Origin of the sequence: Pedobacter riviphilus, assembly GCF_014692875.1 — a bacterium.
Classification (GTDB): domain Bacteria; phylum Bacteroidota; class Bacteroidia; order Sphingobacteriales; family Sphingobacteriaceae; genus Pedobacter; species Pedobacter riviphilus.
In genome coordinates, this window is the sequence record NZ_CP061171.1 from 4,904,348 (window position 1) to 4,926,110 (window position 21,763).

At 36.7% G+C, this 21,763-nt stretch carries 19 protein-coding genes; 6 read left to right on the forward strand and 13 right to left on the reverse strand.

Going from position 1 to position 21,763, the window contains the following annotated elements; translation table 11 throughout:
- Positions 1–52: 52 nt before the first annotated feature.
- The 3 genes from H9N25_RS20145 to H9N25_RS20155 are packed head-to-tail and all read right to left on the reverse strand — an operon-like array spanning position 53 to position 2,019.
- Complete coding sequence (locus tag H9N25_RS20145; RefSeq protein WP_190327024.1) at positions 53–862, reverse strand: phosphatidate cytidylyltransferase; 810 nt, start codon at positions 860–862, stop codon at positions 53–55.
- A gap of 43 nt (positions 863–905) precedes the next feature.
- A complete protein-coding gene (locus H9N25_RS20150; protein ID WP_029274925.1) occupies positions 906–1,112 on the reverse strand; it encodes a putative signal transducing protein in 207 nt (68 codons plus the stop codon).
- Positions 1,093–2,019 (reverse strand): CPBP family intramembrane glutamic endopeptidase, encoded by a 927-nt coding sequence (locus H9N25_RS20155; RefSeq protein WP_190327025.1) that lies wholly within the window; start codon positions 2,017–2,019, stop codon positions 1,093–1,095. Before H9N25_RS20155 ends, H9N25_RS20150 begins: the two co-directional genes overlap by 20 nt.
- A gap of 43 nt (positions 2,020–2,062) precedes the next feature.
- Between H9N25_RS20155 and dusB the strand changes: the two genes are divergently transcribed.
- Positions 2,063–3,070 (forward strand): tRNA dihydrouridine synthase DusB, encoded by a 1,008-nt coding sequence (gene dusB, locus H9N25_RS20160; RefSeq protein ID WP_167295899.1) that lies wholly within the window; start codon positions 2,063–2,065, stop codon positions 3,068–3,070.
- Between the two features lie 36 nt (positions 3,071–3,106).
- Positions 3,107–3,493 (forward strand): Co2+/Mg2+ efflux protein ApaG, encoded by a 387-nt coding sequence (gene apaG / locus H9N25_RS20165; protein ID WP_167295900.1) that lies wholly within the window; start codon positions 3,107–3,109, stop codon positions 3,491–3,493.
- A gap of 693 nt (positions 3,494–4,186) precedes the next feature.
- Here apaG and H9N25_RS20170 read toward each other — a convergent pair.
- A complete protein-coding gene (locus tag H9N25_RS20170) occupies positions 4,187–4,882 on the reverse strand; it encodes a zinc metallopeptidase (protein WP_057930995.1) in 696 nt (231 codons plus the stop codon).
- 84 nt (positions 4,883–4,966) lie between these two features.
- On the opposite strand from H9N25_RS20170, the gene H9N25_RS20175 reads away from it, so the two are divergent.
- On the forward strand, positions 4,967–6,100 hold the full coding sequence (locus tag H9N25_RS20175; RefSeq protein ID WP_190327026.1) for an NAD(P)/FAD-dependent oxidoreductase: 1,134 nt from the start codon (positions 4,967–4,969) through the stop codon (positions 6,098–6,100).
- Between the two features lie 226 nt (positions 6,101–6,326).
- On the opposite strand, the gene purU is transcribed toward H9N25_RS20175, so the two are convergent.
- Complete coding sequence (gene purU, locus H9N25_RS20180) at positions 6,327–7,166, reverse strand: formyltetrahydrofolate deformylase (RefSeq protein WP_167295902.1); 840 nt, start codon at positions 7,164–7,166, stop codon at positions 6,327–6,329.
- A gap of 118 nt (positions 7,167–7,284) precedes the next feature.
- Here purU and H9N25_RS20185 point away from each other — a divergent pair, with 118 nt between their 5' ends.
- Positions 7,285–8,670 carry a DNA recombination protein RmuC gene (locus tag H9N25_RS20185; RefSeq protein WP_167295903.1) on the forward strand — a complete coding sequence of 462 codons (1,386 nt, stop codon included), beginning with the start codon at positions 7,285–7,287 and terminating at the stop codon, positions 8,668–8,670.
- 227 nt (positions 8,671–8,897) lie between these two features.
- Here the strand turns inward: H9N25_RS20185 and H9N25_RS20190 are convergent, their stop codons facing one another.
- From H9N25_RS20190 to nadA, 5 genes are all read right to left on the reverse strand, one after another.
- Positions 8,898–9,137 (reverse strand): hypothetical protein, encoded by a 240-nt coding sequence (locus H9N25_RS20190; RefSeq protein WP_167295904.1) that lies wholly within the window; start codon positions 9,135–9,137, stop codon positions 8,898–8,900.
- A gap of 92 nt (positions 9,138–9,229) precedes the next feature.
- Positions 9,230–9,604, reverse strand: a complete 375-nt coding sequence (locus tag H9N25_RS20195) for a hypothetical protein (protein WP_190327027.1) — start codon at positions 9,602–9,604, stop codon at positions 9,230–9,232.
- Positions 9,605–10,645 carry a thiamine-phosphate kinase gene (gene thiL, locus H9N25_RS20200; RefSeq protein WP_167295906.1) on the reverse strand — a complete coding sequence of 347 codons (1,041 nt, stop codon included), beginning with the start codon at positions 10,643–10,645 and terminating at the stop codon, positions 9,605–9,607.
- 53 nt (positions 10,646–10,698) lie between these two features.
- Entirely contained in the window at positions 10,699–11,928 is a 1,230-nt protein-coding gene (locus H9N25_RS20205; protein ID WP_190327028.1) for a dicarboxylate/amino acid:cation symporter, read from the reverse strand.
- A gap of 53 nt (positions 11,929–11,981) precedes the next feature.
- Positions 11,982–13,022 (reverse strand): quinolinate synthase NadA, encoded by a 1,041-nt coding sequence (gene nadA, locus H9N25_RS20210; RefSeq protein ID WP_407947460.1) that lies wholly within the window; start codon positions 13,020–13,022, stop codon positions 11,982–11,984.
- Positions 13,023–13,430: 408 nt separating this feature from the next.
- Here nadA and nadB point away from each other — a divergent pair, with 408 nt between their 5' ends.
- Together nadB and H9N25_RS20220 are read left to right on the forward strand one after the other, a co-directional pair.
- On the forward strand, positions 13,431–15,017 hold the full coding sequence (nadB, locus tag H9N25_RS20215; RefSeq protein ID WP_167295908.1) for an L-aspartate oxidase: 1,587 nt from the start codon (positions 13,431–13,433) through the stop codon (positions 15,015–15,017).
- A gap of 98 nt (positions 15,018–15,115) precedes the next feature.
- Positions 15,116–15,628 (forward strand): gamma carbonic anhydrase family protein, encoded by a 513-nt coding sequence (locus H9N25_RS20220; RefSeq protein WP_190327029.1) that lies wholly within the window; start codon positions 15,116–15,118, stop codon positions 15,626–15,628.
- Positions 15,629–15,799: 171 nt separating this feature from the next.
- Here H9N25_RS20220 and H9N25_RS20225 read toward each other — a convergent pair whose 3' ends face one another.
- The 3 genes from H9N25_RS20225 to H9N25_RS20235 all read right to left on the reverse strand — a co-directional run bounded on the left by H9N25_RS20225 (position 15,800) and on the right by H9N25_RS20235 (position 21,458).
- Positions 15,800–17,446 (reverse strand): Ig-like domain-containing protein, encoded by a 1,647-nt coding sequence (locus H9N25_RS20225; RefSeq protein WP_190327030.1) that lies wholly within the window; start codon positions 17,444–17,446, stop codon positions 15,800–15,802.
- A gap of 121 nt (positions 17,447–17,567) precedes the next feature.
- A complete protein-coding gene (mnmG, locus tag H9N25_RS20230) occupies positions 17,568–19,430 on the reverse strand; it encodes a tRNA uridine-5-carboxymethylaminomethyl(34) synthesis enzyme MnmG (RefSeq protein ID WP_190327031.1) in 1,863 nt (620 codons plus the stop codon).
- A 168-nt stretch (positions 19,431–19,598) separates the two neighbouring features.
- Positions 19,599–21,458 (reverse strand): ABC-F family ATP-binding cassette domain-containing protein, encoded by a 1,860-nt coding sequence (locus H9N25_RS20235; RefSeq protein ID WP_190327032.1) that lies wholly within the window; start codon positions 21,456–21,458, stop codon positions 19,599–19,601.
- Between the last annotated feature and the right edge of the window lie 305 nt (positions 21,459–21,763).

A 21,763-nucleotide genomic window follows, 5' to 3' on the forward strand; every position in this document is an offset into this window, starting at 1 on the left:
TTCCCACATGCGCGAGAATGATGCCAATACTGAGGTCTTTCTCGATGCTCGCTTAATACAAAATCAGATATAAATAGGCGTAAACCACGGGAGCAGCCAATAATAACCCATCAAAACGATCTAACAACCCGCCATGGCCCGGTAATAAACCACCACTATCTTTCGTATCCAAACTGCGTTTAAGCATCGATTCTACTAAATCGCCCAATGTACCAAAACTAGCAATCAATACCGCCATACCAATCCAAACCCATGCTGGACTTTCGGTAAACAGAAATGACAAGCCAAAAGCGACCAAAACACTGGTGAACATGCCTCCGAAAAAACCTTCCCAGCTTTTCTTTGGCGAGTGGCGCTCAAATAATTTACGTTTACCGTATTTTACACCAAAAAGATAAGCACCTGTATCATTTGCCCAAAGCATCAGTAAAAATGCCAGCGGAAGATGAAAGTTATATTCGTTCCAGTTTTTCAAAAAGCCCAGGGCATGAAAAAAACAGAAAGGAATGGTTACATAAACAAAGCCAACAAAAGTGTACGAGATGTTGGCGAATGGAATTTTGTTCTTTTTATATAGCTCAGTAATAAAAACCGAGAAAATTAGCGGGATACAAAGTAGCAAATACTTCACATCATATTTAAGGTAGTGTAGGCCTGCCGCCATCAAAAATATTAATGAACCCGCTGCCAAACCGATATTACGGTGTGGCCTGATGCCAGAGTTTTTAATCAGCTTGTAAAATTCAAACAAAGCCAAAACACTTAAAACAAGATAAAAGATGGTAAAAGTGTAGCTCCCCAGAAGGATAGAGCCAAGCATTACAATGGTAAAAAAGAAAGCGGTTATTGCCCTGGTTTTCATTTAAGGTAGGAGGTAAAGGGTGTAAAGTTTAAGATCATCATCACTATTCAATTTCGTTTTCAACAATGTATTCTATGGCTTTATCGAAATCTACCTTATTCACCAAAACATTTATTTCGCCAATATTATATGCCGAGAGCTGTTTATTTATCGTTACTGCCGGAATTCCGGCTTCTGTTAATCCCTGTTTTAATACCTCTGCCGCAAAGGCATCGCTGGTGGTATATACTTTAACCCAATTTTCGCTCACGTGTTGCGTTATCTTTAAAAATTTTGAACAAAGCTATGGTAATTATTGCACTAATTAAATAGCCATACCATGGAAAACCGATCGGTTCATCAGCTTTATCAAGTGGCATGTGATGCTTTTGCATGTAAAAAGCCGCGCAAACCGCATAAGCATTGTTTAAGAAGTGCGCCAGCATGGCATACCAAATACTTCCGCTGTAATAATACAGGTAGCCAAAACCTGCACCCAATAACATACGTGGCACAAAACCATAAAACTGCACATGGATGGCACTGAAAATAATGGCTGATAACCAAATTGCAACGTGTGGATTATCAAAAGCCCTGGTTAACGATCGTTGCACGCCGCCACGGAACATTAATTCTTCACCAATTGCAGGTATAACAGCAATCATGACAAGGTTTACAATAAAATCGAAATTACTGCGCACAGTGATCAATTGAATTGTCATTTTCATTGCAATAGCCTCCTTTTCTTTCATCCATTGTTCTATCTTATGCAAAAAATCAGGCAAAATCATTTTCTGGTTCCATATCACAGTCCATTCCATAAACGGCATGCTTAATATCATTATAGCCAGCACAAGCACAACCAACAAGAATTTTGGCTGCTTGAAAAGATAAAACTCCGTTACCTTTTTCCTTTCTGTTAAGGCCAAGGCGATAGGAGGTAAAATAAATGTTCCAATCGAACTTAATATTTGTATCACTTTAAAACCAGCAATATACCTCGTATCGCCAGCTAAAAGCATGTCCAAATTACTTACTATTCCTAAGCCATACATTAGTAAAACAATGACAATAGCTAGAATTCCAAACACAAGTCCGCCGATAACTGCGTAAAATAAAAGTAAAAGTAATTGTAAGAAAGGATTGATTTCCTCCTTGTTAGGTGTTACAAAATTCATTATTTGTACCTTTGTATGTTTTATTAATCGTTGAAGATAGAAAATGTCTGTTAAGATAGGAAATATAGATTTAGGTGAGTTCCCGTTATTACTGGCTCCAATGGAGGATGTAAGCGATCCGCCGTTCCGTTATGTATGCAAAAAAAACGGGGCCGATATGATGTACACTGAATTTATTTCTTCGGAAGGCTTGATCCGTGATGCTGCAAAAAGCAGACAAAAGCTTGATATTTTTGAATACGAAAGACCAATTGGCATCCAGATTTTTGGTGGTGATATCGATCACATGCGCGAAGCCTCAGAAATTGCTTCTGCAGCAGGACCTGACCTGGTTGACATTAATTATGGCTGCCCGGTTAAGAACGTAGTATGCAAAGGCGCAGGCTCCAGTCTGTTACAGGATATTGATAAAATGGTAAAGATGACTGAGGCTGTTGTTAAAGCTTCACATTTACCTGTTACCGTAAAAACCCGTCTAGGCTGGGATGATAATACAAAAAACGTTTACGAGGTTGCCGAGCGACTTCAGGACGTGGGTATCCAGGCCCTTACCATCCATGGCCGCACCAGGGCACAATTATACAAAGGCGAAGCAGATTGGTCACTTATCCGGGAGATTAAGCGTAATCCGCGCATCAAAATCCCAATTTTTGGTAATGGCGACGTAGATAGCCCTGAAAAAGCAGCCAACTGGCGTATGGAATATGAGGTAGATGGCATCATGATCGGCCGTGCGGCAATCGGTTACCCATGGATTTTCCGCGAGGTAAAACACTTTTTTAAAACAGGCGAACACCTTGCCGGGCCAACCATTGAAGAACGTATTGAAGTTTGTCGTACACATTTAGATAAATCGCTTGAATGGAAAGGGCCTAAAACCGGAATTTTCGAAATGCGCCGCCACTATGCAAACTATTTTAAAGGCTTACCAGATTTTAAACCATACCGCATGCGTTTGGTGGCCGAGCCTGATATCAACAACATTTACAGTATTTTAGAAGAAGTGGCAGAAAAATTTGCCGACTATGATGCCACTAGAGTACTGGCTTGATTTTTGAAAGCTTTTTTTATACATTCGTAAATCACCATGGTTACAGCTATTACAGACGGAGTTAAAGTTTCAGTAGAAACAGTATACCAGCCAGAATATTCAAATCCGGCCAACGAGCATTATATGTTCGCTTATCGCGTGGAAATTTCTAATCTTTCTGATTATGCTGTGCAATTAATGCGCCGCCAATGGTTTATTTTCGATTCGAACAGTAGCCGAAGAGAGGTAGAAGGAGAGGGCGTTGTGGGTTTACAGCCAATTATTCGGCCTGGCGAAACACACGTATATGTTTCTGGATGTAACCTCAAAACCGATATGGGCAGTATGAAAGGTGCGTACTTAATGAAACGCGACATTGATGGATCAGAATTCGAGGTTGATATTCCAGAATTTCAATTGATTGCTCCTTATAAATTAAATTAATTCTTAATTCCATTTTGCCACAAATCGTCATTTCGTCCGTAGTGTTCCAAAGGAACTCCTTTGGAGGAGAAATCTATAAAGTTTAATTTGATCCAGAGCTCTCTCTCCCGAAAGTTCGGGATTGCACTCCAGTTGAGATGACAAGACCTTTTAGTATAGATGAGGGGTAGAAAAGCAATTTCAGTGTTCCATTTTTAGGCTATTCCTGCTTTCCGCTATAGTCCCTCTTTTCAATCGGGAGCTGCCGCTGCAATCAGGTTTAGACCGCAGTTTTGCTGCAACTATTAAAGGTTTAACAGCATGATGCCTGCAATTTTTTGTGCACCCTGCAACCCTAAATAGTATTACTAACCTAGCCACATAAACCCGATCAAAGCGGGATGCCGATTTTTTCTATCGGCAGAAGCGGGAGCGGGACCGAAGCCTACCTAAGCACCACAAAACCTGCTTTCCAAATAGATATTTTAAATATAGCCATCACCCTGAACCGAGCCTCAGCGAGCTCACCGAAGGTAATTTATTTCAGGGTCTATCTGATCGAACAGATGCTGACCACAAAGTAGCCATTAGACCTTTAAAACAATAAAAACTGCTAATAAAATAAATTCAGCATGACGATCGAGTTAAAATTAATAACCAAAAACGGCCAGGATTAACCCGGCCGCTCTGTGCTTTTCATAATTAGATATCTCCTTAATCTCTGCTTCTTCCAAAAAGCATCGATGCGTAATACAATAAATTGGCTAATGCACCAACAGCTGCTACTACATAAGTCATGGCTGCCCACCAAAGTGCATCTTTAGCCTGCGCATTTTCTTCTTGTGTTTGCATTACACCGTTATTATTTTTTAGCCAGGCCAATGCACGGTTACTGGCATCAAATTCGACTGGTAGGGTAATGATACTGAATATGGTTACCAGTGCTAAACCTACTACACCAATCGCCAAAACAATTGGATTTCCGGTAAAGCCTATTAACAATACACCAATTAATAATACCCATTGTAAAAGATTAGATGATATACTTACTACCGGAACCATACTGCTTCTTAACTGAAGCCAGTTATAAGATTTTGCCTGTTGTACGGCATGTCCACATTCGTGCGCCGCTACAGCCGCGGCTGCTACGCTTCGGCTATAGTATACATCTGTACTTAAATTAACGGTTTTATCTGATGGATTGTAATGATCTGTTAGTTGTCCTTCGGTACTCATCACCTTCACGTCGTATATCCCATTATCATGTAGCATTCTTTCTGCTACCTCTTTGCCCGATAAACCTGAGCTAAGTTGCATTTCAGCATACTTAGAAAACTTATTTCTAAATCGCCATTGTACAAACATGCTCAGCAATAGTACCGGGATGATTAATATTAAATAAACTCCCATTTTCTTTCTGTATGTTTTTCGTTTAACACATATCAAAAAGCGTTCCCATATTATTTGACTGTTAAAAAATGGTACATTTATACTATGCCAACAGTATTTTCATATTGGGAGAAGGAGTCATTTTTTACTTACGATATCATTATTATCGGTAGTGGAATTGTGGGTTTAAATGCTGCCATACAACTTAGAAAAACTGCTCCGGCTTTAAAAATTGCTATACTCGAAAGGGGCTTTTTACCAACAGGCGCCAGCACCAAAAATGCGGGTTTTGCATGCTTTGGTAGCATTTCTGAACTGATTGAGCAAGAAGCATGTACTGGTTTAGATGGCCTGGCACTCCTTATAGAAAAACGCTGGAAAGGCCTGCTTAAACTGCGCAATTTATTAGGAGATAAAACCATTGATTACCAATGTTTAGGAGGGTACGAATTATTTAAAAATGATGACATTTTTCTGGCTGACAAATGTGTATCCAAAATTGAACATTATAACCGTCTCATTAACGATATTATTGGAGCTAATGCTTTTGCCCATGCCAATAAGAAAATTGGTTCCTTTGGTTTTAAAGGTATCATAACTTTAATCGAAAATAGGTACGAAGCACAGATTGATAGCGGTAAAATGATGTCTGCCTTAATTCAATATGCACAAAAACTCGGCGTTAGTATATTTAATAATTGTCTGGTAGATCAGATTCAGGAAAAAAACAAGGCTATACAGTTGGTAACCAAAAACGGAAACTTTTTCTGTAAACGGCTAATTGTAACTACCAATGCCTTTGTAAAAGATTTATTTCCCGATGTTGATGTTAATCCCGGCCGTGGCCAGGTTTTAATTACCAAACCCATTAAAGATTTAAAAATAGCAGGTACCTTCCACTACGATAAAGGTTATTACTATTTTAGAAATATAAATAATAGAATTCTATTAGGTGGTGGCAGAAATATCAATTTTAAAGCGGAAGAAACCACTGAATTTGGCCAAACAGAGGCCGTTCAGCTAGCATTAGAAGATTTATTAAAAAACGTCATCCTCCCTAAAGTCAATTATGAAATCGATTACCGCTGGAGTGGCATTATGGCTTTTGGAAAGATTCTGGAACCACTTATAGAAGAGATTAAACCCAATATATTTTGCGCTACAAGATGTAATGGTATGGGCATTGCCATTGGTGCGCAAACAGGAGAAGATGTGGCGAATCTGCTGCTGAAAAGCTAATAGCTTTTTTTACCACAAAGAAAACGGAGAAAAACCACAGTGCACGCTGAGTTCATTTTTCAATTTACTGTTATATTTCTGTTTTTAAAGACCCTTCATTGCATTTAGGATAACATTTTCTGATAAATTTAACTTCGCTGAGCACCTCCTGGTTCTTGGTTAGGTTGCGCTTTACTTAAAAAAAATGACAGCCATATCGATCATTCGCCAAAGGCTAATCACTTATCTACTTAAACACAATGGTCTTATTTCCACTCACAAAAACCCGGTCTTCAAAAATAAGCTCCAGAGCTTCTAAAAGCACTTTTTTCTCTATTTCTTTTCCTGCCCGAACCATTTCTTTTACCCCAAAATTATGATCGATGTGGTTAGTATGTTGTGTAATGATCGGACCTTCATCCAAATTATCGGTAACAAAATGGGCAGTAGCTCCAATAATTTTCACGCCACGCTCAAAAGCTTGCCGGTAAGGATTGGCGCCAATAAAAGCAGGTAAAAAGGAATGGTGAATGTTGATGATTTTACCTGCATAATCTTTTACAAAATCAGCAGAGAGGATTCGCATAAATTTAGCCAGCACCAAATAATCTACCTCAAATCGATTAATAATAACTTTAACTTCAGCCTCAAATTCACTTTTATCCTTATTGGTATGATCGACATAAAAATAAGGAATACCCAATTTTTCCGTAAAATCTCTCAGGCTTTCATAATTGCCTATCACACATTGTACGTTGGCCCCCAAAGTTTTGAATTGGTTTTTAATCAGTATCTCCGCTAAACAATGATACTCCTTGGTTACCAAAACAGCAATCTGTTTTTCCTGTTGAGTAATTAAATTTACCTCAGCAGCATTTGGCAGGTTTTCTAAGAGCTTTTCCTTTAATTTTTCTGCATCCCCCAGGTTTCCGGTACAGGCAATACGGGTAAAAAACGATTTATTGGCTTCGTCTACAAACTCTCGCATGGCGATAATATTCAATTGGTGTGCAGCCAGCACGCGGGTAATATTTGTAACTAAACCAACTTGATCGGGGCAGGATATAAGGACTGTTAATGCGTTCATTTATAAAATACTAATGTCCAATTATAGAAATTTTTTTCCGTTATTTTCCGTTCACAATAACTAAAATTTTTTGGTATATCTATTTTAAATCTTCATTTTTACTAAAATTTTTATCATTATGGAGATTGCGGGTATTGCTTTACTAATCGTTATTTTAATAGTTCTGGTTATTTTATTATTGAAAAAACCACAAGCTGCTCTTTCTATTATCTCTGCAGAAGATTTCGAAAGAACAAAAAGTGAAAATGAATCGTTAAAAATCAGCTTGGCCAAGGCAGATGAACGTGTTTCTAATTTATCTGCCGAAAAAGAACACATTACTGCGTTACTTAAACAAGAACAGCAACGCCTGATTGATGAATTACAGGCTGAGCGCGACCGGCTGGCCGATGCCAACCGTGAACTGGAAAGTACCAGATCTTTTTACCTGTCCGAAAAAGAAAAACTTGCCGAACAGAGGCTAAGTTTTGAGCAGTCGCAAGAAAAATTAAACAAAGATTTTGAATTAATTGCCAATAAAATACTAGATGAAAAATCGAGCAAATTTGTTGAGCAGAACCGGACCAACTTAGATATTATCTTAAATCCTTTGAAAGAAAATATTAAAGCTTTTGAAGACAAGGTAGAAAAGGTTTACAAAGCCGAATCGGATGAAAGAAATACGTTGAAAGGTGTAATTTCTTTATTAATGGATCAAAGCAAACAGATTCAGGAGGATGCCAATAATTTAACCAAAGCCTTAAAGGGCGATAGTAAAAAACAGGGTAACTGGGGAGAGGTAATTCTGGAAAAAGTTCTGGAACGTTCTGGTTTAGTACGCGATCAGGAATACCGCATTCAAGCCTCGCATATATCCGCCGAAGGCGGTCGCTACCAGCCCGATGTAGTGATTGACCTGCCAGACAACAAACATCTTGTGGTTGACGCTAAGGTATCATTGGTAGCTTATGAACGCTCGGTATCTGCAGAGACGGATGAAGAGCGTGAAGGCTACATAAAACAACATTTAGCCTCAATTAAGAATCATATCCAGGAATTATCTGCTAAAAACTACCAGGATTTATATAAAATCAATTCTCCCGACTTTGTATTGTTATTTGTACCGATCGAATCTTCTTTCAGTATTGCAGTGCAAAAAGATGCCGAACTATTCAATTTTGCCTGGGATAGAAGAGTAGTAATTGTGAGTCCGTCAACGTTATTAGCCACTTTACGCACTATTGCCAGCATGTGGAAACAGGAGCGCCAAAACCGGAATGTGATGGAAATTGCCCGTTTAAGTGGCAGTATGTATGATAAGTTTGTGGGTTTTATTTCAGACATGGAAAATATTGGCAAACATCTCAAAAACGGACAGGATGCCTACGATAAAGCCATTAACAAATTGTCGGTAGGTGCCGGCAATTTAACCAATACTTCAGAAAAGATTAAAAAATTAGGTGCGAAAACGACCAAACAGATAGATACAAAGTACTTGGATTTGAATGAAACGCAAGATTTATAGGTATGTCAAAAAAAGAGGCGAAGCCTCCCGATTTTTAGAAAAATTAGCATTTAAAAAGTGCTTGCCAAAACCTGTAAAATTAGTAATTTTTTACGAGACGCTTTGAACGATTTTTTTTTAAATTTTCTATCTTTCAGTGAATACTTTAGTCTTTTTTGAATTTTAAAAATAGTCGTTACGAGAAAAATGTTTTGCTGACGATACCCATCTGCAACAGGTAGGCAATCTTAATGCAAATCAAATAATTTCTCTTCATTAATGCTTTTATATCTCAAGATGATATCCTTTTCGTCTTTAATCCAACATTCTAACGCTGGATTATTATTTACAATTGAATCAGAATAATTTATAGCTTCTTCATAATGATCAAAGTAGCTAAGAGTCTCACCAATTCCTAAGAACAATTCCAATTTTGTATTATATACATGCCCTGTATTTAACTCAGCTATTAGTACCTTATATGCCATATTAAAAGCTTGTGATTTGGTTAATCTATCTTTGATCTATGCTTACCAAAATAATATATAATTCCAAAACAGAGAACAAGTATACTTGTAACTCATAAATAATAACCAGAAGAAAATGATACTATTTTTCCGTTGGATCCACTTTCAGAAATCAATATTTCCTCCCAACTCGAAAAAGAAATGGCCAATAAACTGGAAATCAGAATAAACAATATGGATACCTTTTTATTTTTTGCAAATAAAAATAATGCTATGAAATAAAATGGGTTAGCTAGCCAAATTAAAAATTCTGCAGTACCACCACCAAATAATCCGATTCCACCAATTAGCAAATAGATAAATGATTGATCAGATTCCAGACCTCTACCGCCATCAAAAACAAAGGCTGGTCTAATCAACGAAAAAATAAAAAGACCAACACTTAAATAAATTGCTGGTCTTTTCGAATCATAAGTGAATATTTTCATTTACTTATTAAAAGCGTTCCAGCCCTGAGCCTTCAGCTCGTGTACTTTTTCTGATTTAGAAACCATTTTACAACCAGAATTTTTATCGGTAACATGCCCAATCACGGTAATATCTACATCATGTTTCAGTTTTTTATAATCATCCTGGCTAATGGTAAATAATAACTCATAATCTTCACCACCGCTTAATGCACAAACTGTTGGATCTAAACCTAATTCACGGGCAGTTTCATAAGTCATTGGATCTAAAGGAATTTTCTCTTCATAAATGGTTATTCCTTTACCTGATTGTTCTGCCAAATGCAAAATTTCGGAAGCCAAACCATCCGAAACATCGATCATCGATGTTGGCTTAATATTCATTTCATCTAAAAGTGCAACAATATCCATCCTTGCTTCTGGTTTTAATTGTCTTTCGATGATATAATCTTTACCTTCTAAATCGGGTTGTATCTGTGGATTTTCCAGATAGATTAATTTCTCTCTTTCTAAAATTTGCAGGCCTAAATAAGCACCGCCCAAATCGCCAGAAACACATAATAAATCATGTTCTTGAGCACCATTTCTGTACACCACTTTATCTGCATCGGCATAACCAATACTGGTAATACTGATTACCAGGCCTTGCTTGCTTGATGAAGTATCTCCACCAATTAAATCGATGTTATATTTGTTGCAAGCCAGCTCAATTCCTTTATAAATTTCTTCAACAGCCTCTAAGGGAAATTTGCTCGACAAACCCAATGAAACTGTAATTTGACTTGCTTTTCCATTCATGGCATAAATATCACTCAAATTTACCTGAACAGCTTTGTAACCTAAATGCATTAAAGGCACATAAGCTAGGTCGAAATGGATTCCTTCCAACAATAAATCGGTCGAAATTAAGATCTGTTTTCCCTTAGCATCTAAAACAGCTGCATCATCACCAACACCTTTTACCGAATAATCGTTTTTAATTTTAAAATTAGCTGTAAGGTGTTTAATCAACCCAAATTCGCCTAATTCATTAATATCTGTACGCTCTTTATTTTCAAACATAAATTATATTACAATTATCGTCATGCTGAAACAAGTTCAGGGTGACGGATTATCTATTTAATATTCCCCATCCAATTTTTACCCTCCGTAAACCGGGCAATTAACATAGCCGCAACATTATCGCCAGTAGCATTTAACAAAGTAGCCATCGGATCAACCAGAGTTCCAATAATCATGGCTGGTGGTAGCGCTTCTGGTGGTAATTGATAAGCCGAGATCATTAATAACTCACCAATATAACCTCCATTTGGTATTCCACCTTCCACAATACTTACTAAAACAGTAATACCCAGTGCCAAAATAATGGTATCAACATGTACTAAATCTTTACCAAAAATGGCAAAAACAACAGCAATTTTAACAATGGAACTGATACTCGACCCATCCTTATGCAAGGTTGAACCTAATGGAATCGTCACATTTGTGATGTAGGCTGGTACCCCCATTTTTGTAGTCCCTTCTAAATTCGCCGGAATAGTGGCAATACTGCTGCAGGTTCCGATTGAAGTTAAAGAAGGCACTATATTATTTTTCCAAAATACTTTTATGGCTTTAAATCCACCTGCTACAAAAGCATATAAGGTGAAAAAGACGATAAAATAAAATGCGCCTACACCGTAATACAAACCTAAAGCTTTGGCATAAGTTCCAAAAAGCTGTGGGCCAAAAACCCCTACCTGGTAAGCAAAATAAGCACCCAAACCAATCGGTCCTAATTTCATAATCAAAATGATGAGTTTTTTCATCACTTCATTACCCGAAACCAAAAAATTCTTAAAGCCATCGCCCTCTTTCCCGGAATATAACGTAGAAAAACCAACCAGTACTGAAAAAATAATCAATGCAAGCATGTTTTTCCTACTTCCGATCTCGAAAAATTCACCAACTGTTAAAAGTTGTGTCATTTGTTCACCAAACGACTGTATTTTCTCAGGTTCAGTTGGTAAAGGCGAATTTCCTAACTGTTGATGAATAGGAAATATCCATGTAGCAAGCAAGGTTAAAACTGCAGAAATAAGAATGGTAGAAAGAAATACCAAAACCATGATGGTTAACAATCTTCCTAATTTCTTGGTTCTATCGATATTTGCAATTGCTGAGGAAACCGCAAAAAATACCAATGGAATAACTGCGGTAAACAACAGGTTTAAAAATATATCTCCTAATGGTTTTATACTTTCAACGCTTTTCCCAAAAATTAAACCCACAATACTTCCAACAGTTATACCTGCCAAAAGCCATAGTAAGCCCGAGTAATTTTTAAGAATGTTGCTTTTTTCCATAAATATTTCAATAAACCTTACAGGTTTCAGAAACCTGTAAGGTTTGTAAATTTTTACAAGCCCAGTTCCGCCGAAATATCCAGCATTCTTTGGATCGGTTTACGTGCCTGTTCAATAATATGCTCTGGAACAGTTACTTCTGGTAAACCATTTTTAATACATAAATATAGTTTTTCTAAAGTATTTCTTTTCATGTATGGGCAATCGTTACAGGCACAGCTGTTGTTTGGTGGCGCCGGAATAAATGTTTTCGTTGGATTTGCCTTTTCCATCTGGTGGATAATTCCACTTTCGGTAGCCACAATAAATTCAGTAGCTGGATTGGTGATGGTGTATTTTAAAAGTCCCGTAGTTGAACCGATATAATCGGCCATTTTTAAAACCACTTCTTCACATTCCGGATGCGCAATAAATTTAGCGTTCGGATGGCGTTCTTTTAGCTTTGTAATTTTCTCCTGCGAAAAAATCTCATGTACCATACAGGCACCATTCCACAATACCAAATCGCGTCCGGTTTTCTTTGCTACATAAGCACCTAAGTTACGGTCAGGGCCAAATATTATTTTTTGGTCTTTAGGTAAACTTTCTACAATCTGTACCGCATTTGTACTTGTACAAACAATATCACTTAAAGCTTTTAATTCAGCCGTGCAGTTTACATAAGTGATTACCAGGTGATCTGGATATTTTTCTTTAAACTTTCTAAACAAATGTGGCGGACAACTGTCTGCTAATGAGCAACCTGCTTTTACATCTGGCAATAAAACAGTTTTATTAGGCGATAAAATCTTTGCCGTTTCGGCCATAAAGTGCACACCGGCAAACACAATTACATCAGCATCTGTTTTAGCAGCTTCTTGCGATAAGCCTAAACTATCGCCAATATAATCCGCAATATCCTGTATATCAGGTTCCTGATAATAATGTGCAAGGATTATGGCATTTTTTTTCTTTTTTAATTTCTCAATCTCTGCGAAAAGATCGAGCGTAGGATCAATTTCCTCTTCTGCGAAACCTTTTTTATTGATTTCTTCTAAGACATCTATGTTCATTTTAAAATTTTCCTTTTTTGAATTTTGACGTTGGTCAAAGATAAAGCTTTCCACGTCTCAATAATTAATAAGTATTTTTAAATAAATAAATCTTGTTTGTTTATTAGTGTGTTAGTATTGTTGACAAGTTTCAAAAAAAAGTTCTTTTATATAAGTTGTTAATCGTTTACTAACATTTAGATTACATTTCTCTAATATCATGAGTTTGATTTTCAGCACTATCGAAAAGTCACTCAATTTTTATCAATACTGGAATGTTAATTGTTTATAAGTGGGTAAAAAGTTAATTACTTGTACAAAGGTGCTCAAAAATTACTTAAAAGATTGTGGCAAATTGTCTTTTTAGAGTAGCTTTAAACATTCAAATTTATTTGTTAGGATAATTTAGACACAGAGTTAACATTTATCAACTAGTTGTTAACATCGTGGATAAAGTAAATGTTTTTATTAATGAGAAAAGTAGATTTTCTGGTAATTGGTTCAGGTATAGCGGGTTTGAGTTTTGCGCTTAAGGCAGCAAAGTTTGGTAAGGTTTTAATTGTTACTAAGTCGAACGAAGATGAATCGAATACAAAATACGCTCAGGGCGGTGTAGCAGTTGTGGTAGATAAGGGTGATTCTTTTGAGAAACATATTGAAGATACCTTGATTGCGGGCGATGGGTTATGTGACAAAAAAATTGTGGAAATTGTTGTAAAAGAGGGGCCTCAGCGTATTCAGGAGATCATTGATTATGGGATAAATTTCGATAAGGACAATTCAGGTTTCTACGATTTGGCCAAAGAAGGGGGGCACTCTGAACACCGCGTTTTGCACTATAAAGATATCACCGGATACGAAATTGAAAGGGTGTTATTGAAAGAAATTCATGAGAATAGCAACATAGAGATATTAACACATTACTTTGCACTAGAGTTAATTACCCAGCATCACCTGGGTGAGTTTGTGGATAAACGTACCGAAGATATTAACTGTTATGGTATATATGCCTTTAACACAGAGCTTAACGATGTGGAAAAGATTGTGGCAAATGTGACTGTGATGGCTTCTGGTGGTGCAGGACATGTGTATTCGGCCACAACAAATCCGGTTATTGCAACAGGCGATGGTATGGCAATGGTTTACCGTGCAAAAGGAAAAGTGAGGAATATGGAGTTTATTCAGTTCCATCCAACTGCTCTGTATCATCCTGGAGAGTATCCTTCGTTTTTAATATCGGAAGCTGTAAGGGGTTTTGGTGGTGTTTTAAGGAGAAAGAATGGCGAGGAATTTATGCATGAATATGATGAGCGTAAATCGTTGGCACCACGTGATATTGTAGCCCGTGCGGTGGATAATGAAATGAAAAAATCGGGTGATGATTTTGTTTATCTTGATATCACCATGCGTAAGAAAGCAGACATTCTGAAACATTTTCCTAATATATATGCGAAGTGTTTATCAATAGGGATAGATATGACGAAAGATTATATTCCGGTTACACCTGCATCTCATTATATGTGTGGTGGTATTCTGGTTGATGAATACGGTCGCTCTTCAATTAAGAACTTATATGCATGTGGAGAGTGTTCTTCAACAGGTTTGCATGGTGCTAACCGTTTGGCTTCCAATTCATTATTAGAGGCTACTGTTTTTGCTCATCGTATTTATCAGGATGCTATAGAGAACTTCAAAAATAATGTTATTCCGGATCATATTCCTGAGTGGGATTCGAAAGGTGTTACCCAAAGCAATGAAGATGTATTGGTAACGCATAATCTTCGGGAGCTACAAAAAGTTATGGGCGATTATGTAGGTATTGTTCGTTCCGATTTTCGTTTAGAGCGGGCACATCGCCGCTTGTTTTTAATTTATCAGGAAACAGAAGAGTTTTATAAGAAGAATAAGGTTTCGGTTAAACTTTGCGAATTAAGAAATGTAATTCAAACTGCTTATCTCGTCATAAAATCTGCCATGCAAAGAAAAGAGAGTAGGGGTTTACATTATACTACAGATTATCCTGAACATGCCAAAGAATTGGTAGATACTGTTTTTTAAATAGTATCGTCATGCTGAATTTAGTTCAGCATCTACATATCATATATACAATACTTAAAAGACCCTGAAATCAATTCAGGGTGACGTAAAATAGAGTTATGCCTTTAATACTACCTGTAAAAGATAAATACCCTGAAATTGGAAAAGACAATTTTATTGCTGAGAATGCCACAATAGTGGGTGATGTAATAATAGGCGATAAATGTTCAGTATGGTTTAATGCTGTAATTAGAGGCGATGTAAATGCTATTACGATAGGAAATGAATCAAACATACAAGATGGTGCAGTAATTCATGCAACTTACTTAAAAGCCTCAGCACATATTGGTAACAGGGTATCTGTTGGGCATAATGCCATAGTACATGGCTGCACTGTAAAGGATAATGTTTTAATCGGCATGGGTGCCATTGTAATGGATCATGCTGTTATAGAAGAGTACTGTATTATTGCCGCTGGATCTGTTGTGTTAGAAAACAGCATTTGCGAAACGGGTTATTTATATGCTGGTACACCTGCAAAAAAAATAAAGCCCATTACTGATGAGCAAAGGGCTTTATTGAATAAACTGCCTGATAATTATATCATGTATTCGGGGTGGTTTACCACGTGATAGACCTCATTTATATTTTATTACTAAGAGTCGTCACCCTGACCTGTAGCGCAGCGGAAAGCTACGCAGTAAACCGAGCCTTAAGCGAGCTCACCGAAGGTAATTCATTTCAGGGTCTATCATAATAGAAAGATGCTGAAATAAATTCAGCATGACGTAATGTAGTAGTATTTAATCACTTTTAGGGGGTGCAGGTATTACCAATGGATCTTCTCGTTCCCAGTTGGGTTTTAAATCCATCAAAGCCTTTAAATACCAAACTTTTTCAGGTTGATACCCTTCTTTAACATTTCCAGTATCCCATATTCCATTTTTATTATCATCGTAAATTACCCTGAGCATATATTTGCCTGCTGGATATTTAGAAAAAGTGACTTTAGTGTTTTTGCTGACCGGAAAAGATTTTATGATATCTTTTTTTTCATTTAGAAACTGCACAACATAGCTTTTTGAAGTATCTGGAACAGTTACATTTAATACCAGCGTAGTATAAGCATCTTGACTTTCGAGCGAGAAACGTTTGGTTATATCTTTATTTTTAGCGTTAAATATAGCAGTAAAAGCACCTGCAGCTAATTTTAAATCGTAGGTCCTTTTATTTTTCCAGGGGTATTTAATGTAATATTTTAGAAAATCTACACTGTCTTTTACTACTTCAAAAGTTGTCCGTTTTACAGAGTCTTCCAAAAGGATGATTTTAGATGGATCTGCAGCAACCATTGGAAAAGGGAAGGTCAAGGTTAACTGTTGAAAAGGGTTTAACTTGCCGCCCAATAAGTTATCAGAAATAACAACATCGCGTGTATAAGTATCTTTTTTACCCCTTGTAAAATTTAAAGTCTGTAAAACTTTACCTTGATCTTGTATGGCAACTTTAACCGAATCAAAACTTAAGTCTTTCAGCCATATTTTGGCAGTATCATTATTTTTAGTGAAATGAACAAACTTTCCTAGGTCTACAGCTGGTGGATCCGTAATGGTTATTTTAGGGCTTTTAAGCTGCTGATTGAATGTAATTGATATACTACCATCATTATTTAGTTTTCGATCTAATACGCGAAATTCTGGAGCAAGTTCTTTAAATATTTGCAGATCTATGTTTTCTATATTTTTATCAATGACGATGGGCTCCTTTATAAATCCAATTTCATCGGAAATCTGTTGGTATATTTTATCGCCACCACCGCTGCTCTCTTTAAGTGCATAAACTTTATAGGTACCTTTTCTTAGGTTATTTAATTTATAGGTTCCAGCGCTATCAGTAGTGGTGTAAATTGAAGGACGTTTTTTTCCAAAAATAGTATCTCTTTCCAAAGGTAAAATAAACACGGTAGCTTCTTTTTCAGGTTCGTCACTTAGTGCATTGATTACTTTGCCACTTAATGATAAAGAATCTATTTCCGGGCCGGTAGAAAAAACATAAGATAAATTTTTAACTACATTTCCTTCGTTAACATCGGCTATGGATTTTCCAAAATTTAAGGTATAGGTTGTATTTTTTTCCAGAGAATCCTTAAGATTAATTTCTAATCTTTTTTGTCTCTTTTTTAACTCAGGAAGTTTTTCCTGATCGGGAGAAATGGAAAATTCTTTAAACTCATCTTTAAGATTAAAATATTCATCAAACTCGATCACAATTTTTTTAGCATTAAAATTCCTGGTTTGATTTTTTGGAGTCATGCTTAAAACTTTTGGTGGCTTCGTATCTTTTGGTCCACCTTGTGGTGTTTGGATACTTGCACAACCAAAAAATAGGAGCAGGGCTAGTACAACCACTAAATTTTTAAGGTTAAAATACTGAGTTTTTAAATTTGGCATATTTTAAACGTTCTGACGGATTTTTATACTTTTTGGAACTACAACATTAAAAAATATTTTTTTTAGCTTATATCGCTTTATTTTAAGTCTGTTTTAAAATAGTTAAAATATTGATTATCAGCTACTTATTGATATAAACCATTAAAACCGATATATCTGAAGGTGAAACACCCGAAATCCGTGAAGCCTGACCTAAAGTACGTGGTTTGATCTTAAATAATTTTTCCCTGGCCTCTTTTGAAATGGAAACAATTTTATTGTAATCAAAATCTGGTTTAATTTCTTTGTCTTCCATCTTCAGCATTTTGGCTACAATTTCATTTTCTTTTTCAAAATAACTTTCATATTTAATTTTGATTTCGGCCTGTTCAATGGTTTCGTTATCCAAATCTTTTGTTGCTTCTGCAAGAGGTTTACTCACTTTAATCAAATCAGGCAAACCAACATGGGGCCTTCCAACCAAACTATGTATTTTTACATTTTGGTTTAAAGGGCTCGATCCTAAACTTTCGAGCATTGGATTTGCATCACTCATTTCAATCCCTTGATTTCTGGTGAACTTAACTAAAGCATCAGCATTTGCTATTTTCTGATTTACTTTTTCTAAACGCTCATCAGAAATTAAACCCAATTCGTGCCCGATAGGAGATAAGCGAATATCAGCGTTATCTTGCCTTAATAATAAACGGTGTTCTGCTCTTGATGTAAACATACGATAAGGTTCTTCGGTTCCTTTCGTTACCAGGTCATCAATTAAAACACCAATATAACTGTCTGATCTTTTCATGATCAGTTCATGTTTATCTGTAATTTTTTGATGTGCATTTATACCTGCCATGAAACCTTGACAGGCTGCTTCTTCATATCCTGTAGTTCCATTAATTTGTCCAGCTAAAAATAAATTATTGATCAATTTAGTTTCTAGTGTTAAAGACAATTGAGTAGGCGGGAAGAAATCGTACTCAATGGCGTAACCTGGTCTAAACATTTTTGCTTGCTCAAAACCGGGTATTAATCTTAAGGCTTTAAATTGTACGTCCTCCGGAAGTGAGGTTGAAAATCCATTTACATAAATTTCGCAAGTGTTCCATCCTTCGGGTTCAACAAAGATCTGGTGTCTGTCGCGTTCGGCAAAACGGTTGATTTTATCTTCAATTGAAGGACAATATCTAGGTCCCAAACCTTTAATCCTTCCTGTAAACATCGGCGATTTTTCAAAGCCTTCTTTTAAGGTTTCATGAACATCTCCGTTGGTATAGGTGATCCAGCAGCAACGTTGGTCTGTCGAAACTTCCGTATCAGTATATGAGAATTTACCTGGGTTTTCATCTCCCCATTGTTCTTCCATTTTAGTATAATCCAAACTTCTTCCGTCTACACGTGGGGGAGTACCAGTTTTCATTCGGCCAGCTTCCATGCCCAATTCTACCAGTTGTTCAGTAATCCCTGTTGATGCTCTTTCAGCTGTTCTACCTCCTCCAAATTTCTTTTCTCCAATGTGCATTACACCATTCAAGAATGTTCCATTGGTTAATACTACAGCTGTACTTTCTATCTCTATACCTAAAGAAGTTTTAACACCGTATACGGTATTGTCTTTTACCAATAAGCCTACTACACTATCTTGCCATATATCAAGATTAGGTGTTCTTTCCAAAGCTAAACGCCATTCTTCTGCAAAGCGCATTCTATCAATCTGTGCTCTTGGACTCCACATGGCAGGGCCTTTTGATTTGTTGAGCATTCTAAATTGAATTGTTGATTTATCAGATATAATACCTGAATAACCGCCCATAGCATCAACCTCCCGAACGATCTGTCCTTTAGCTACTCCACCCATGGCGGGGTTACAACTCATTTGGGCAATGGTGCCCATATTCATCGTTATTAATAAAACAGATGATCCTAAGTTAGCAGCAGCAGCGGCAGCTTCACAGCCTGCGTGTCCGGCACCAACAACAATCAAATCGTATTTTGAAAACATTTTATTTTGTATTTATTAAATGTTTCACGTGAAACATTTAGTATGGTATGTTAATATTATTGAAAAAACTTGGCGATCCTTCGGCTATGCTCAGGATGATACCTCGTTTATATTACTAATGTTCCACGTGAAACATAACGTGGAAAATAGCTTTGAATTGTAATTTGGTTATTCTGAAAGTTCGAGCCAACGCATGGTGAAATCGTCAAGTTTTGCCTGAAGCAATTCTATTTCATTGGAAACTTCTTGAATTTTTATATAATCTGTTGCGTCAATTTTAACCAGGCTTTCGTTTAGTGAAGCTATTTTGTGTTCCATTTCTGCGATACCTTTTTCACTATCTTCTAATTCTTTTTGCTCTTTGAAGCTTAGTTTTTTTACTGTTTTAACTGGTGCTTGTTCTACTGGGGCAGGGGCTTTTTTTATTTCTGTTTTTACTTTGGGTTGTTCTAAACTTAAACGATATTCTGAATAATTGCCATTATAAATTTTAACCACACCTTCGCCCTCCATGATAAAAAGTTGATCGCTCATTTTATCGAGCAGGTACCTGTCGTGAGAAACCAGCATTAATATGCCCGGAAAGTTTTCTAAAAATTCTTCAAGAACATTGAGGGTATCAATATCAAGATCATTCGTTGGCTCATCCAAAATTAAAAAATTTGGATTTTGCATCAGCACTTTCATCAGGTTCAACCGCTTCTTTTCGCCACCACTTAATTTCTCAACCATGCCATGTTGTTTCTTCGGCGGAAAGAGAAATAGGGTTAATAGGGCAGAAGCTGTAATAACAGAACCGTCAGCCATCTTGATATATTCGGCATCTGATTTTACAATATCGATTACTCTCTCCTTTGGGTCGAAAGTTAAACCACCCTGTTTGTAGTAGCCGAAAACAGTAGTTTCACCCGTGTCTACTTTACCTGCATCTGGTTTCAAATGGCTGGTAATAATATTTAATAGCGTGGATTTTCCTGTTCCGTTTTTTCCAGCTAGGCCAATACGATCACCTTTTTTAAAGGTATAACTAAAATCGTTGATGATCGGACGTCCGTCGAATGCTTTTTGAATGTGCTCTAGTTCAATAATCTTCCCACCTTGACGTGACATCTTCATTTTTAACGTAATACTCTGATTGTCAGACTTTTTCTTCGATTTTTCCTCCAAATCGTAAAAAGCATCGATCCTGGCCTGAGATTTTGTCGCTCGGGCCTGTGGCATACGCCTCATCCACTCTAATTCTTTCTTTAATAGCTGTTGGTTCTTATGTAAAACCGTTGCGTCTAAAGCCTCTCTTTCGCTTTTCTTTTCTAAGAAGTAAGCATAGTTTCCGTTATAGTTAAATATTTTTCCTCTATCAAGCTCTACAATGGTATTGCAAACATTATCCAAAAAGTACCTGTCGTGGGTAACGAGTAAAATTGTTTTTTGTCCGGTAGTTAATAATTTCTCCAACCATTCAATGGTATCTATATCCAAATGGTTGGTCGGCTCATCAAGCACCAAAATTTCCGGATCTTCAATTAAAAGTTTTGCAAGGGCTAAACGTTTCTTTTGTCCTCCAGATAGGGTAGATATTTTCTGTTGAAGATGAGTAATGCCCATTCTGTTTAAAATGGTTTTAATCTCATGTTCATATTCCCAGGCATTGTGTTCGCTTAATTCTTCGTACAAACGGTTAAGCGTTTTTTCGTCTGGATTAGGGTCTTCAATTAATTCTTCATATTCCTTAATCAACTGTTGTTGTTTATTTTCCAGCGAGAATATGTGGTCGCTAATAGAGAAACCTTCAGTAAATTGTGGCTCTTGATCAAGAAAACCGATTTTAACAGCTTTATTTTTTACAATTTTACCTTCGAGCGGAGGGAACCTTTCTGCCAATAATTTCAAAAGGGTACTCTTACCCGCGCCATTAATTCCAACCAACGCTACACGCTGACCAGAGTTAATACCCAAGGTTAAATTTTTAAATAGCCATTCGTCATGATAACCATGCCCTAAGCCTTCTGCCGCAATTAGTGTGCTCAATTTTTTTGTATTTCGGATTTTATAAAGGAAAATTAGTGCAAAAGTAAGTATAAAATATTTGGAACGGCATAATCAAATTGTAAAGCATTCTGGATCAGATTAAAAATGGCGTATTATTGATTATTGTATCGCTGTGGAAGTACGATTTTAATATACCGGAATCAGTGTGCTATTGAGTATCTTGGTGATGGGTATAAAAGAAAACAGCGGTCGGACTCGCTCCACCGCTGCTTCAATCATTAACTAAAACTAAACTTTATCTTTGTATAATCGCCAGAATATAAAATTTTAGCGCATTATGTAAT